Genomic DNA, 13,527 nt, shown 5'->3' on the forward strand with positions numbered 1-13,527 from the left:
AAGGCAGTTGCTTAATTGGTCGCTTCTCGCCCACCCGGACGTGGACGTCCAGGCTACATACTACGTCAGGCTACTATCCACTGTAAGCTACACATACCATAGCTTATCAAAGCAAAAAACTTATTTGTAATTAATCTAAATAGAGAATAGCTTTGCGCTGCAATTACCATTCAGCACAACCTGTTCATAATGAAGTATTTTTTTACGGCTTGTCTTCTATGCTGTTGTACACTCCTACTGGCCCAGACAGGCACGCTAACCGGCCACGTTGCTGACGAGTCTGGCAAAGCGGTTGAATCAGCGCACGTGCAGATCGGCGGAACCGATAAAGGAACAGCTACCTCAGCAACCGGCGATTTTCAGTTTAGTAACCTACAGCCCGGCTCGTATCAGCTCGTAGTTACGGGGGTTGGCTACCAGTCGATCAAGCATACCGTAACTGTCAGCGAGAACAAGGAAGCCACCGTTAAGCTGTTTCTGCGCGAGTCGATGCAACAGTTGCAGACGGTCGAAATCTTCGGCCGGAAGGAAACGTTGTACAAAAACGATGTGTCGTTTATCGCCAGCAAAACGGCGACGCCCCTCAAGGATATTCCGCAGTCCATCGCCTATGTCACCAAGGAGGTGATGAGCGATCAGGGAGTGTATTCGATTGGCGAAGCGACCAAAAACATGAGTGGCGTCAATCAGTTTACGTCCTACGACGACCTCACGATCCGGGGCTTTCGTATGAACGGCGGCAGCACGACACAGTTGTTCAATGGCCTGCGCACCTTCACTGGTTTCTGGAAACAATCGCCGGTCAATTACCTGGAACGAGTCGAGGTTATCAAGGGTGCGGCATCGGCGTTGTACGGCAACAGCTCACCGGGCGGCACGATCAACCGCGTGACGAAAAAGCCGCTGGCAACGCCACAAAAATCACTGCAATTTTCGACCGGCAGTTTCAACACTACCCGCCTGCTGGCCGATTTTACCGGTCCGATGAACGACGCGAAAACGCTGCTGTATCGACTGAACCTGGGCTATGTCGACGCGCAATCGTTCCGCAATCTTCAGTTCGACAAAAACCTGATCGTTGCCCCGTCGGTGTCGTTTCTACCCAGCGAGCGTACCCGCATCAATGTCGACCTGGTCTACAACAAATCGAACAGCCGGCTCGACCGGGGGCAATCGGTACGGGGCAATGACTTGTATTCGAGCTCCATCGCGACCGCGCTCAATGCCGTCAACGATTACCTGAAACAGGACACGTATTTGATCACAACTTCGATCAATCATCAGTTCAGTCCCCGCACCTCGATCAATCTGGCGCACCTGCGGACCGGCTATTCGGAAGACCTGCTCGAACACCGCAGCAGCAACGTCAACGCCGTCGATTCAGCCGGTAAAGCCATCGATAACCTGGTCGCCCGTCAGGTTTTTGTACGGCAAACCAAATCGTTCATGGATAACCTGTCGGTGTTCCTCAATCATACCGCCACGCTCGGCCGGACAGAACACAAACTGGTTGTCGGGTACGATTACATTCAGTCGTCGACGCCAAAAGGGGCTGGTCAGCAGACGGCGAGCGGCTACCTGCTCAAATCGGGCGGGGCTGCGGCCTACAACGCCAAACGACCCGACCTGTACCAGTTCTACACCTATACCAACAACGGCATCAGCCGCAGTATCCCCCGGCCCAACGTGCCCTCGTACGACCTGACGCTGCAAAACAATATTCTCGAAGACCCGACGAAGTATACCTATGCGGCCGTTACTAACAATTCGACGTCGGCGTCTTTCTATTCACTACACGGTATCTACGCTCAGGAGCAGCTGAAAATCAATCGACTGCAACTCCTGCTGGGTCTGCGCATCGACACGTACATCGATCGAAAAGGGTACACGACTCCGTCGGAAACAAACGTCATGCAACACGCAGTCCTCCCCCGCATTGGCGCGGTCTACACGCTGACGCCGAACATAAACGCGTACGGTACCTACACCAAAGGCTATAACCCGCAGGACGCCACCACGCAGAGCGACCCGCTGTCGGGCGGGCCGTTCGATCCGATCCGCAGTAGCCTGGCCGAGGTAGGACTGAAAGCCGAATGGCTCGACGGCCGACTGGTTGCCAACCTGGCCCTCTACAACATCACGCAAAGCAACACGCTGTACTCGGCCAATGCCACAGACAACCCGAACCTGCTGCTGCAAATCGGTAAGGAACAGGCGCGGGGCATTGAGTTCGATATGACGGGCAGCATTCGGCCCAACTGGAACCTGATTGTTACCTACAGCTATAACGACGCCAAGATTATCGATGCCGGTACGCGGGCAGCCGATCAGGCGCTGGTGAACCTGCAAAAGCCGAACGCGCCGAAACACCAGGGTAGCTTGTGGACGAAATACGTCTTCACGGCCCCGGCCCTAAAAGGATTCGGTATTGGTTTCGGCGGCAATTTTGTCGATCAGCGGAACCTGTCGCTCAACAATACCCAGACGATTCCGGCCTATACCCTGCTCAACGCAGCCGCGTATTACCGGATCGACAAGTTTCAGCTTCAGCTCAACGTCAACAACCTGACCAATACAACCTACTGGGTAGGTGGTTACGATTACCTGCGCCTGTTCCCCGGCGCCCCCCGTAACCTGCTGACTACCGTATCGTATACATTTTAGTGATCGGTTTACGGTATACAGTTTACGGTAACCGCCGTGGTGCGCTCCCTCGAATGGTAGCTACCCGTAAACTGTATACCGTAAACCGTGAACCTACCGTCCATGAAAAAAGTCGCCATACAACTGCATCTATGGCTGGGGCTGATCTCCGGTCTCGTCGTGTTTATCGTGGCCCTGACGGGTTCGCTGCTTGTCTTTCGCGAGGAGCTGGAACCGTTGACCGATCCCCGCTTTTTCATGGTATCCCCCCCGGCCGCCGGGCATCGACAGTCGCTCGATGCTTTGGTCGAGACGATTAGTACAACCTTTCCCGACAAGAAAATCAGCCGGGTCATCCGGGAATCGGCGGCTGATCGAACAGTCGTTGTCGAGTTGAAACAAAGCAAGAAAGCGAAAGACATTCTGGCCGTTGCGCTGAACCCCTACACTGGTGAAATCGTCGCGACGCGGCAGGAACAGGACGCCTTTTTCCCGACCGTATTGCGCCTACACCGCTATCTCTGTCTCGGCGAAACCGGTAAAGTTATTACGGGCATTTCGTGCAGCCTGTTTCTGATCATTATGCTGACGGGGCTGGTCTTGTGGTGGCCCAATCGGAAAAACTGCTCGCAGCGCTTCCGCATCAAGTGGAATGCATCGGCCAAACGACTGACCTGGGACGTACACGCCGTTGTCGGCTTTTACGTACTGCCGTTTATCTTCCTGATTGCGGCAACGGGGTTGATCTGGAGCTATAAGTGGGTCAACAACCTACTGTTTCTAGCCTTCGACGGAAAGCCGCAGGTCAAGCGGGAAGCGCCGGTAAATCTATCGGCTGCCGGCATGACAACGATGGGTCGACTGGAGCGTGTGTACGTACAAACCAATCAGCGCCTGCCCCATCCCGGCCGCTTTACGCTGATCTTTCCGGAAACCGACAGTCTGTCGTTAACCGTCTCCAAAGTCGACGAAACAGCCGCCGTCAGCAATGTCGTCGACATGCTGTATTTCGACTATCGAACCGGGCAATCCACCGGACAGCAGTTGTACAGCGAAACGACACGAGGCTTCAAAGCCCGCCGACTCATCTTCCCCATCCACACCGGCAGTCTGCTTGGCTGGCCCACCAAGCTCATCGCGCTGTTGGTTGCCATTCTGACAACTACTTTACCTCTGACGGGTTTTTATATCTGGTGGGGCAAACGAAACAAACCGAAGCGGGTCGTCAGACGATCGATGCAGACGCGCACACATATGTCGGTGTCCTAGCCGCTACCTGGGCATCGTGAGTTGGCAAACAAACTTCTGAACTAGCTTGTTTAGAATTGATCTAATTCGCATTTTTGGCTTTCGTTAGCCATTTGCCAGAACTCATTTATGATCGTGTCAGCTCGTACAACTTCGTCAGCCCACGCTGTTGAGATTTTTCGAACCGAAAGAGGGGCTGTCTACCAGTGCGACGCTACCCAACGACTCATTCTCGACTTTTGGGATACGCACACCGCCCTATCGACCCGTGACTTCGCTCAGTTCCGGCGTATGGTCAACACGATCGACGTGCAGCAAATGGCCCTTAGTACTGGATCAGCGTACGACGTGGAGATTCTTGCGCCCCCTCGTTCGGAGCGCTGTTACGTGCTGACACTCTGCGAGATCATACATCTACGCGAACTGCTCAACGGCTCGCAGCTCATGCTGGACCTGAACAGTATGCTCCGCGAATGCGGCTGCTCGCTGACCAGTATTGCCTAAGTCACTGATTTATTAAATTAGCGCCAATCACCAGTTAATATCCACCGGTTAGTCTGTTCGCTATTTACGGTAGTACCAAGAGGCTAATTATTCACTAACTATTTATCGTATGAAAGACCTGGTAAGACTCCGAACGTCGGTCAAAGAGAGCGTTGAACTTGCGTTGAATCAGCAGATTCAGATGGAAATGGTTTCGTCGTCGAAATACCTGGCCATGGCAGGCTGGTGCGACCGGAACGGCTTCGACTACAGCGCCGGCTTTTTCTACAAGCAGTCGGAGGAGGAACGTAGTCATGCCATGAAAATTTTCCACTACCTGAGCGATCAGGGCGGCACGGCTCATTCGCCCGAAGTACCGGCGGTAGAGCAGGAGTTCGACTCGTTGCGGGCCGTTTTCGAGGGTGCGCTGGAACAGGAAATTGCCGTGACGGATTCGATCAACCGGATCATCGTCATCTGTCGCCGGGAGAATGATTTCGCTACCGACGAACTGATGAAGTGGTTTGTGAAAGAGCAGATGGAGGAAGAATACATAGCGCGTCGCTGCCTCGACCTGTTCGATCAGATTCCGGCCGACCAGATTTTCGAACTTGACAAGCAGCTCGCCAGCGTCACGTACGACGGTGCTCCTTTCGGAGAATAATAGTACGCTCCATTTATGGTTCGAAGGCCAGTGACTGTAAACGTCACTGGCCTTTTTACTGACGGTCCGCTAAAATCTTTGTTCCCGCCTTATCCCGATTCCGTTTCCCGACAGCTGGACCCGTATTCCGATAGTAGAAATTAAATCCCCATAGCCATTGGTATCTTGTCGACGGCGGCAAAGACTAATGAAGACCAGACCCAACAACACTACCACCTCATTGATAACCCCTCGCCTGAAGGCCGAAGAGTTCGGCGTAGCGACCGTCTTTCTCCAGCAGCGCGTAGTGACTACCGATTTCGAGTAGACTCCCATTTTCAAGCACTAGAATACGGTCGGCCATGCGGACAGTACTGAACCGGTGCGAGATAATTACTGACGATCGGCCTTCGGTAAGTTGGGCGAACCGCTGGAACACCTCGTATTCAGCGCGGGCGTCGAGGGCAGCCGTTGGTTCGTCGAGAATAATCAGCTGGGCATCGCGCATGTAGGCCCGACCCAGTGCAATCTTCTGCCACTCCCCGCCCGATAGTTCGACCCCCTTACCAAACGACCGGCCCAGTTGCTGATCGTAACCGCCCGACAGCTTCGCAATGACCGTATCGGCCAGACTTCGCTCAGCTGACTGTTGGATACGCGGCTGATTGGTTCGTTCGTCGATATCACCCACGGCAATGTTTACCCCGGCCGACATCTTGAAGCGGGTATAGTCCTGAAAGATAACCCCGATGTTGTGGCGTACCTCGTCCAGATCGTACTCGCGCAGGTCGTAGCCATCGAGCAGAATCCGACCTTCAGTCGGGTCATACAGCCGGGCTAATAATTTGACCAGGGTCGTTTTACCCGCCCCGTTTTCGCCGACCAGCGCCAGCTTCTCACCCGCCTGCAAGGTAAAACTCAGGTTGCGCAGTGCCCATCGATCCGCGCTGTTGGCGTATTTGAAACCAACGTTCTCGAACGTGAATCCTTCCCGAATCGGACTGGGAAACGGACGCGTCGTCCTGGGCGAATGAATTAGTGGTTTGATCGCGAAGTAGTCGAACAGATCCTGCAAGTAGATGGCTTCCTGGGTCAGACTGCTGAACTGAAGCAGGATACCTTCGAGCGACGACCGGACCTGCCGGAACGAACCCGCCAGAAACGTCAGATCGCCCAGCGAAATCTGCCCCGTTACGGCCCGTAGTACGATCCAGACATAAGCGCCGTAATAGCCAGCCGTACCCAGACCGGTCAGCAACACGCCCCAGCCCGCCCGGCTGATCGCCAGCTTTTTATTCTGTTGAAAGAAATCGGTGGAGAGCGTACGAAACCGGTCGACCAGAAAACCGGACAGCCCGAAGATCTTGACTTCCTTAGCCGTTTCGTCACTCGCGCCGACGTAACGCAGGTAATCGAGTTCGCGCCGTTCGGGGGTCCAGGAGCGCGACAGCGAATAGCTACGCTGATTGAAGTAATTGTCGCCGATAAACGACGGCGTTACGGCCACCAGAATCAGCAACAGCAACCAGGGGTTGTACACCGCCAGACCAGCGCCCAGAAAACCAATCGAAATCAACTCCTGCACCTGCCCGAACACGCCAGACAGCAGCACCGTCCGGCCTGACGTCTGCCGCCGGGCGCGTTCGAGTTTGTCGTAGAACGTAGCATCTTCGAACTGTTCCAGATCGAGCGTAGCCGCGTGTTCCATAAGCTGAACGGAAATACGGTTCGCCAGCAGATCGCCCAACAATCCGTCGATCAACGACACGGCCCGCCCGATACCAGTCGACAGTACCGCCAGCGCAAACTCAGCCCCGACCAGCCACCAGAGCTGCGTCGTATCTGCCGGACCACTTTGGCCGCTCAACTGCACGACCTGATCGATAATCAGTTTACCAACGTAGAGCGTCGTTGCCGGAATGGCGGCCCGAATAAGCCGGAGCAGTACGTTACCAATAAACAGGCCCGGCGATGCCTGCCAGACCAGCCGAAAAAAGGCGGGTAAATTTCCGAGGGCTGCGAACCGTTCACGCCAGCTAACATCTTCTTTATCAGTCGAATTTGTTGTTTTATTTTGTCTTGCCATATACATAGTAGACAAGGGCTATAAGGGATTAGTTCAGCGACTTTTACTACCAACTATATTGATAGTTTATGCATTCTTCGTACCTTTTGACCCATACACAATGACTTAGGTATTATCACGCCAAATCAACCCCCTATTATGAAAACCGTCCTACTCTGGCTGAGTATCTGTCTGGCCCTCACGGCTACCGTTGCGGCCACAGCCCGCGCCGAAGATCCCACCGGCATCAAATTCTTTACCGGCTCCTGGAAAGAAGTACTGGCCGAAGCCAAACGGCAGAACAAACCGGTGTTTGTCGACATCTACACGACCTGGTGCGGCCCCTGCAAATTGATGGCGAAAGAAGCCTTCCCCAACCCCAAGGTTGGAGAGAAGTTCAACACTAGTTTCATCAGCTATCAGATCGATGCTGAAAAAGGCGAAGGTATCGATGTAGCCAAGAAATACGCCGTCGACGCGTATCCCACGTCCCTTTACGTATCAGCCAGTGGTGACCTTATTCACCGGGCAGTTGGCTACGGCGGTATCAAAGGCATGATGGACGAAGCGGAGAAAGCATTGCTCTCCAGCAAAGAGAGTAGTTCGATCAGCGAACTGGACAAGCAGTTCGCCGACGGTAAACGCGACACGGACTTTCTGGCTACTTACCTGCAAAAACGCGCCAAGATCGGTATGCCCAACAGTGAAGCGCTCGACGTTTACCTCAAAGCCGTTCCGGAATCAGACTGGTCATCGGACCGCAACGTCGACATTATCATAGGTAACCTGACCTCTGCCAACGCAAAGGGGTTCGATTTTCTGCTTGGCCGGCTACCATCGGCCCGGATGTCGCCAGCCGGTCGTCCGATGATGATGGCCCTGCAAAAAGCGACACAAAACGATTTCCGGCAGGCAGTCCAGCGAAAAGACGAAGCCCTGCTGGACCAGACGATTCAGCACAATGCAGCGTTTATGAACGCCATGCGCCCACAGCCGGAAGCCATGCTGAAACAAGCCGCCGATAGTCAGCGTATGCGATTCTATCAGCAAATCAAGAACTACGACAAGTACCGCCCTTTTGCTGTAGCGGAAGCGACAAAACTGATGAACACGCCTGCCGATTCCGTTAAATTACGGGATGAACTGAACTACAAGCGGTTTCAGCAGCAGACGGCAATGATGCCCGATTCGGTTAAAAATAGCGACAACTTCAAAAAGTACGCTATCAGTATGCAAAACGCTGAAACGGAACGTATCGCGATGGGCCTAAACAACTTGGCGTGGACGTACTACGAGAATATGCCCGACAAACAGGATCTGACCCAGGCGCTGGCCTGGTCGGCCAAGTCGCTCGACTACAAACGCGCGCCGATGTATCTGGACACCTATGCGCACCTGCTCGCCAAGCTGGGCCGTAAAGCTGAAGCTATTAAGATTGAGCAGGAAGCCGTCGATAAGACAAAGGCCGCTGGCAATGATGCAGCGGACTACGAGAAAGGACTCGCTGAGATGAAACAGAAATAGTATCCCCGCTGAAGACCTGAACGGTTTCAGAAACCGTTCAGGTCTGGTAAAAGCCCCCTGATTCGTCAGCGGGCTTTTTTTATGGACTGTAGCGTTCGCTTTCCGGGTCGATGCGTACCGCCCATTCCTACGCTATCCCAGTCGAAACCCACTGAATACCAAGCCGTAAAGTATATCGCCGTGCGAAAACTATATCGTACTATTTTTTGTCCTTTAATTGACATTAAAACGTTTTAATGTCCTCTAGCAAAACCACACATCTCATGCGAACATTTCTGATTTGGGTCAGCTTTTGTTTAGCTGTAGTAGCCCAGGTTACGGGCGCTTCTCGTACCGACGAACCGTCGGGTATCAAGTTCTTTACCGGCTCCTGGAAGGCCTTACTGGCGGAGGCCAAGCGGCAGAATAAGCCAGTGTTTATCGACGTATATACCAGTTGGTGCGGCCCCTGCAAAGTGATGGCAAGAGAAGCCTTCCCTAATCCCAAGGTCGGCGAGAAATTCAACACCAGCTTTATCAGCTACCAAATCGACGCGGAGAAAGGTGAAGGTGTTGAGATAGCCCGACGTTACGCGGTCCGTGCTTACCCAACCTCCCTGTATGTCTCAACCGAGGGCACACTACTTCACCGATCTGAAGGCTACGGTGGTGTCGACGGTATGCTACAGGAAGCCGAAAAGGCGATTGGTGCCGCAAATGAGCCCGTTACACTGGAAGCGATGCAAAAAGACTACGCGGCCGGCAAGCGTGACGTCCCATTTCTGTCCACTTACCTGACGAAACGAGCGATGGTCGATATGCCGGATAGCGATGCGCTGGACGTATACCTCGGTAAAATTCCGCAGGCAGACTGGTCGTCTGACAAAAATCTTTTCATCATCAGCGGTAATGCCAAACGGTACAACAAAGTAGCACTGGGTTTACTCAGTCAGCGACTGGCCCAATTGAAGGCTGTAGAAGACCCGGCCGTAATGGAGCTTCGTAATAAAATAGGTCATGGCGTATTCACGATGAACCAGGACTTGTTTAGTCAGGCAATCGCGACCGAGAACGAGCAGTTAGTCGATGACGTCATTCGCAATAACGTAGCCTATCTGGAAGTCGCTCGTAGTGAGGCACTTCCAGCAGACATAGCAACAAAAATAGCTGAATCGTACCGCCGGACTTTTTATTTAAAAACCAAGAACTACGACAAGTTCCGCCCGGTGGTTTTGGCTGAGGTTGCCAAACTGATGACTGTTCCGGCCGATTCGGTCAAAGCACGTGACGAACGAGGCTATCGCCAATTTCAGCAACAAGCGGAGACGATGCCCGATTCAGTTAAGAAAAGTGACGACTTCAAGAAATATGATGCATTCATTCGGCACACCGAAACAAACCGTATTGCCGACAGGCTGAACGATATAGCCTGGAGTTACTACAAAAACATGCCTGACAAACAGGACATGAGCCAGGCGCTGACCTGGTCGGCCAAGTCGCTCGACTATAAACGCGTGCCGATGTATCTGGACACCTACGCACACCTGCTCGACAAACTGGGCCGCAAAGCTGAAGCCGTCAAGATTGAGCAGGAGGCCATCGACAAAGCAAAAGCCGCTGGTGAAGATGCAGCGAACTACGAGAAGGAACTCGCGGATATGAAAAAGTAGCCTTTACCTGCTGTTACTTTTTGTCGTATTGACGGCAGGAAGCACCTTCTGACCAGTATCTGTTTTCAGTTCCCGAAGATGCTTCCTATCGTCAGCATAACAAAAAAAGCCCGCTGATTCGTCAGCGGGCTTTTTCTGTTTACTGTGCGGGCGTGTCGACGTTGAACATGTTGGTTCGTTCTTCGCGCTTTTTCAGGCCAAAATTATACCGGACCGTCATACCGAATCGGCGCGTGTCGTTCCGGCGAAGTCCGTCGGCCGAAACGCTTCCCTGTTGCAGCGTGAACTGGTAGTAGTTGGTGAATAGCAGGTCGTTGGCTGTCAGCGTCACCATCAGCTTGTCACGCATGAATTTCCGGTTTACGCTCAGGTTCAGCGCGCCAAAGTTGCCCAGTTCGTAGAATTGCAACTGACCTTTGGTTCGAAAGAAGGCGTTCAGCGTTGCCGTCGAACGTTTGTCGATTTTGAATGAGTGAAACGTAAAAATCGACCAGCTCCCCCGCTGAAAATTCAGCGGTTTTCCCTCGTATACGCCGGTGTAGTCATTGTGGTTATACTGCGTGCCGAGTATGAAAAAGTAGCGCCCAACAGGCGGCAGAACCCCCATCAGCCGGAAGTACGTTTCCCGGTTACTGCCCAGGTTGTCGTAGGTGCGATAGGCGATACTGCGATTGGCGGGGTCCTGATAAACGACGCTGGTAAAAATATCGCGGGTGTAATTACGCCCGATGGCAAACAGTGGCCGATCCTCGACGCTGATATTAGCCTCGAAGTTTTCGGTGAACTGCGGACGCAGGCCGGGGTTTCCGGACTGATACAAATACTGATCGACATACTGCGCGAACGGATTCAGGTACTCGTAGGCCGGACGGGTAATCGACCGGCGATAAACGAGATACGTCCGCAGTTCATAGCCTGCAATCTCGACCAGTTTACGGCTTAGAAACACGTACGGAAACAAGTCGGTCCGACGGATTTTAAACGCCGTATCCGCTGGTACGTATTGCTGCCCGTCCATGTTCGTATTCTCTAGACGAACACCCCCTTTCAGCAAAAATGAGCCAAACGGTTTGGACGCCTGTACGTAAACGGCATTGATATTTTCGTAGTAATTATACTGGTTGGTCCGGGCCTGGCTGGGCAGGCGGTTCTGCCCGACAAGGTTGAAATAAGCTGCGTCGCTGGTAAACCGTTGCACGGTGGTTTTGGCCCCCGTTTCCAGCGTCAGCGTGGGGATTGGCTTGTATTTCAGGTCGGCCTGAGCCGCTATGAGATGCCGCTGGTTGGTGAACGACCCATCGCCGATCGTCGTCTGACGCTGCGGCTGCATGTATTGCGTCGAGAAGTCCTGCAGGCCACGCGTCCCGATGAAATTGTACGACACGTCGGTAGTCAGTTCGGAGCCGACGGTGTCCAGTTTGAACCGCGTCGTAAATCCCTGATTGAAAGATAAAATACGACTCCGGTTGTCGACGGTGTTCAGGTTATCGGAAACGAGTTGCTCTGCACTGGTCCCCCGACTGGCTGCGTTGTTGAACGCGCTGATCATGTTCTCGTTTGTAGCCTCGGAATTGGCCTGATTCCACGAAAACCGCCCGTCGACATTGATGTCCCACCGGCGCGACAATTCGAAGCCAAGGCCGTAACCGACATAATAATTCTGTCCGGGGTAAGTCGTGTACGCGTCCTGCCGGAGTATCGAGTCGGGCGCGAAACGGCGGTTGGTCTGAATCTGCTCGTAGCTGTTACGATTCGTAACGTTAAGGTTCAGATACGCCGTGCGCCGATTCTTCGTGCTATTGATCGTAACGCCCGCGAACTGATTGCCAAATCGACCCTGATTGAAGCCCACGTTGGCCGAACCAGTCAGCCCGATGTTAACCCCTTTTTTCAAAACGATATTGACCACACCCCCACTGCCACTGGCATCGTAACGCGCTGATGGCGTCCGCAGAATCTCGATTCGACTGATGCTATTCGGCGGTAGACTTTTCAGAATCGATGCGATATCCGACGCACTCATTTTTTGCTCACGTCCGTTGATATAAATCGTCGCGGGCGTTGTGCTGCTCAGGTATACGTTGCCGTCGGGGTCCAAGAATACGCCCGGTGTTTTCTCCATGATCTCGTAAGCACTCGTACTGGTAGCAGCAATTGGCTCCGGATCAACGATCGTCTTGTCATCTTCCTGTTTTACCAATGGTTTTGCCGCTGTCACGGATACGCCCTGAAGCGTGATGTTGTCGGTTTCCAGCTTGATCGTCTGCACCGTCGGCCCCGGTTGTACGAGTTTACGTACAGGCTTGAATCCCACCGATGTTGCCGTGAGCCAGTAGTTTTTCTTTATTGTGCCTTGAAACGTTGCCAGGCCCAGCGTATCGGTAATTTCGTACAGTTGGCGCGTCGTGTCGGCAGGATCGGTCAGGCGAAGCGTAGCCCCGATAACGGGTTGTGTCTGCTTGTCCTGCACGCGAACCCGAAGCGGAACCGGCTGCGACAGCGCTCGTACAGCAAGTAAACAAAGGATAATTACTAAATTGGTAGAACGGATGAACATAGAGGTGGACTTTTTGACGAATTGCCAAAATAGGCTATTCGCCTTTGCAATTTCGACAAATAAAAGTTTCCGCTCACCGCAGTACCCCCAACTCGTTGCAGCTTGGGCGATAGACTATCAATTGACAGTATTATAGTATCATATCTCCCCGAAAACAGTTACATGAAAACCCAGCTTTTACCACTGCTACTGCTAGCAACCACGATTACGTTACTGGCCAGCAAGTCGACAACCACCGCTGATATCACCGCTGGCATGGCCGACTTTCCACAGGCCACCCCCGCTCCCCCCGATTATCCGTTCTCGCGCGCCGTTCGGGCTGGCGACTTCGTTTATATTTCCGGACAGATCGGCGCGACACCCGACGGCAAACTGGCCGGTGATTTCGATGCGCAGGCCCGCCAAACGATGGACAATATCGTAGCCGCCCTGCACGAACAAAACCTGACGACGGCCGACATTGTGAAATGCACAGTGATGATCGACGATATGGCTAAATGGCCTACCTTTAACACAATCTATCGGAGCTATTTTCCGGGTGGCAAGTTCCCCGCCCGCAGCGCATTCGGTGCCGATGGCCTGGCGATGGGTGCAGCGCTGGAAGTCGACTGTATCGCTTACGCGCCATTGAAGAAGTAAGTATGCGACATATAGTCCTTATCGGCAACGCCCATCGCGCAGTGGCCGACGCTGGCCTTTACCGTAAACCGAATAC

The 13,527-nt window shown here is 53.3% G+C and carries 9 protein-coding genes; 7 read left to right on the forward strand and 2 right to left on the reverse strand.

The window, feature by feature from the left end; genetic code table 11:
* Positions 1–189 precede the first annotated feature (189 nt).
* The 4 genes from CLV58_RS06165 to CLV58_RS06180 all read left to right on the forward strand — a co-directional run bounded on the left by CLV58_RS06165 (position 190) and on the right by CLV58_RS06180 (position 5,038).
* Positions 190–2,664 (forward strand): TonB-dependent receptor, encoded by a 2,475-nt coding sequence (locus CLV58_RS06165; RefSeq protein WP_106136908.1) that lies wholly within the window; start codon positions 190–192, stop codon positions 2,662–2,664.
* Positions 2,665–2,766: 102 nt separating this feature from the next.
* A complete protein-coding gene (locus CLV58_RS06170) occupies positions 2,767–3,912 on the forward strand; it encodes a PepSY-associated TM helix domain-containing protein (protein ID WP_106136909.1) in 1,146 nt (381 codons plus the stop codon).
* Positions 3,913–4,026: 114 nt separating this feature from the next.
* Positions 4,027–4,395 (forward strand): hypothetical protein, encoded by a 369-nt coding sequence (locus tag CLV58_RS06175; RefSeq protein WP_245882234.1) that lies wholly within the window; start codon positions 4,027–4,029, stop codon positions 4,393–4,395.
* A gap of 109 nt (positions 4,396–4,504) precedes the next feature.
* Positions 4,505–5,038 carry a ferritin gene (locus CLV58_RS06180; RefSeq protein WP_106136911.1) on the forward strand — a complete coding sequence of 178 codons (534 nt, stop codon included), beginning with the start codon at positions 4,505–4,507 and terminating at the stop codon, positions 5,036–5,038.
* Between the two features lie 217 nt (positions 5,039–5,255).
* On the opposite strand, the gene CLV58_RS06185 is transcribed toward CLV58_RS06180, so the two are convergent.
* A complete protein-coding gene (locus CLV58_RS06185; protein ID WP_106137008.1) occupies positions 5,256–7,103 on the reverse strand; it encodes an ABC transporter ATP-binding protein in 1,848 nt (615 codons plus the stop codon).
* A 138-nt stretch (positions 7,104–7,241) separates the two neighbouring features.
* On the opposite strand from CLV58_RS06185, the gene CLV58_RS06190 reads away from it, so the two are divergent.
* Both CLV58_RS06190 and CLV58_RS06195 read left to right on the forward strand, forming a co-directional pair.
* A complete protein-coding gene (locus tag CLV58_RS06190) occupies positions 7,242–8,606 on the forward strand; it encodes a thioredoxin family protein (RefSeq protein WP_106136912.1) in 1,365 nt (454 codons plus the stop codon).
* A gap of 263 nt (positions 8,607–8,869) precedes the next feature.
* Positions 8,870–10,255: a thioredoxin family protein gene (locus CLV58_RS06195; protein WP_170108654.1), complete on the forward strand. Its 1,386-nt coding sequence runs from the start codon at positions 8,870–8,872 to the stop codon at positions 10,253–10,255.
* A 139-nt stretch (positions 10,256–10,394) separates the two neighbouring features.
* Here CLV58_RS06195 and CLV58_RS06200 read toward each other — a convergent pair whose 3' ends face one another.
* Positions 10,395–12,812, reverse strand: coding sequence for an outer membrane beta-barrel protein (locus tag CLV58_RS06200; RefSeq protein ID WP_106136914.1), 2,418 nt, complete (start codon positions 12,810–12,812; stop codon positions 10,395–10,397).
* Between the two features lie 162 nt (positions 12,813–12,974).
* Here CLV58_RS06200 and CLV58_RS06205 point away from each other — a divergent pair, with 162 nt between their 5' ends.
* Positions 12,975–13,451 (forward strand): RidA family protein, encoded by a 477-nt coding sequence (locus CLV58_RS06205; RefSeq protein WP_106136915.1) that lies wholly within the window; start codon positions 12,975–12,977, stop codon positions 13,449–13,451.
* Positions 13,452–13,527 lie beyond the last annotated feature (76 nt).

It is taken from the genome of Spirosoma oryzae, from assembly GCF_003002825.1.
GTDB classification, from domain to species: Bacteria; Bacteroidota; Bacteroidia; order Cytophagales; family Spirosomataceae; genus Spirosoma; species Spirosoma oryzae.

Excerpts from the sequence above, each read along its gene's own strand:
- CLV58_RS06165 (WP_106136908.1), top strand. The coding sequence starts at position 190 with ATGAAGTATTTTTTTACGGCTTGTCTTCTATGCTGTTGTACACTCCTA.
- CLV58_RS06170 (WP_106136909.1), top strand. The coding sequence starts at position 2,767 with ATGAAAAAAGTCGCCATACAACTGCATCTATGGCTGGGGCTGATCTCC.
- CLV58_RS06180 (WP_106136911.1), top strand. The coding sequence starts at position 4,505 with ATGAAAGACCTGGTAAGACTCCGAACGTCGGTCAAAGAGAGCGTTGAA.
- CLV58_RS06185 (WP_106137008.1), bottom strand. The coding sequence starts at position 7,103 with ATGGCAAGACAAAATAAAACAACAAATTCGACTGATAAAGAAGATGTT.
- CLV58_RS06190 (WP_106136912.1), top strand. The coding sequence starts at position 7,242 with ATGAAAACCGTCCTACTCTGGCTGAGTATCTGTCTGGCCCTCACGGCT.
- CLV58_RS06195 (WP_170108654.1), top strand. The coding sequence starts at position 8,870 with ATGCGAACATTTCTGATTTGGGTCAGCTTTTGTTTAGCTGTAGTAGCC.
- CLV58_RS06200 (WP_106136914.1), bottom strand. The coding sequence starts at position 12,812 with ATGTTCATCCGTTCTACCAATTTAGTAATTATCCTTTGTTTACTTGCT.
- CLV58_RS06205 (WP_106136915.1), top strand. The coding sequence starts at position 12,975 with ATGAAAACCCAGCTTTTACCACTGCTACTGCTAGCAACCACGATTACG.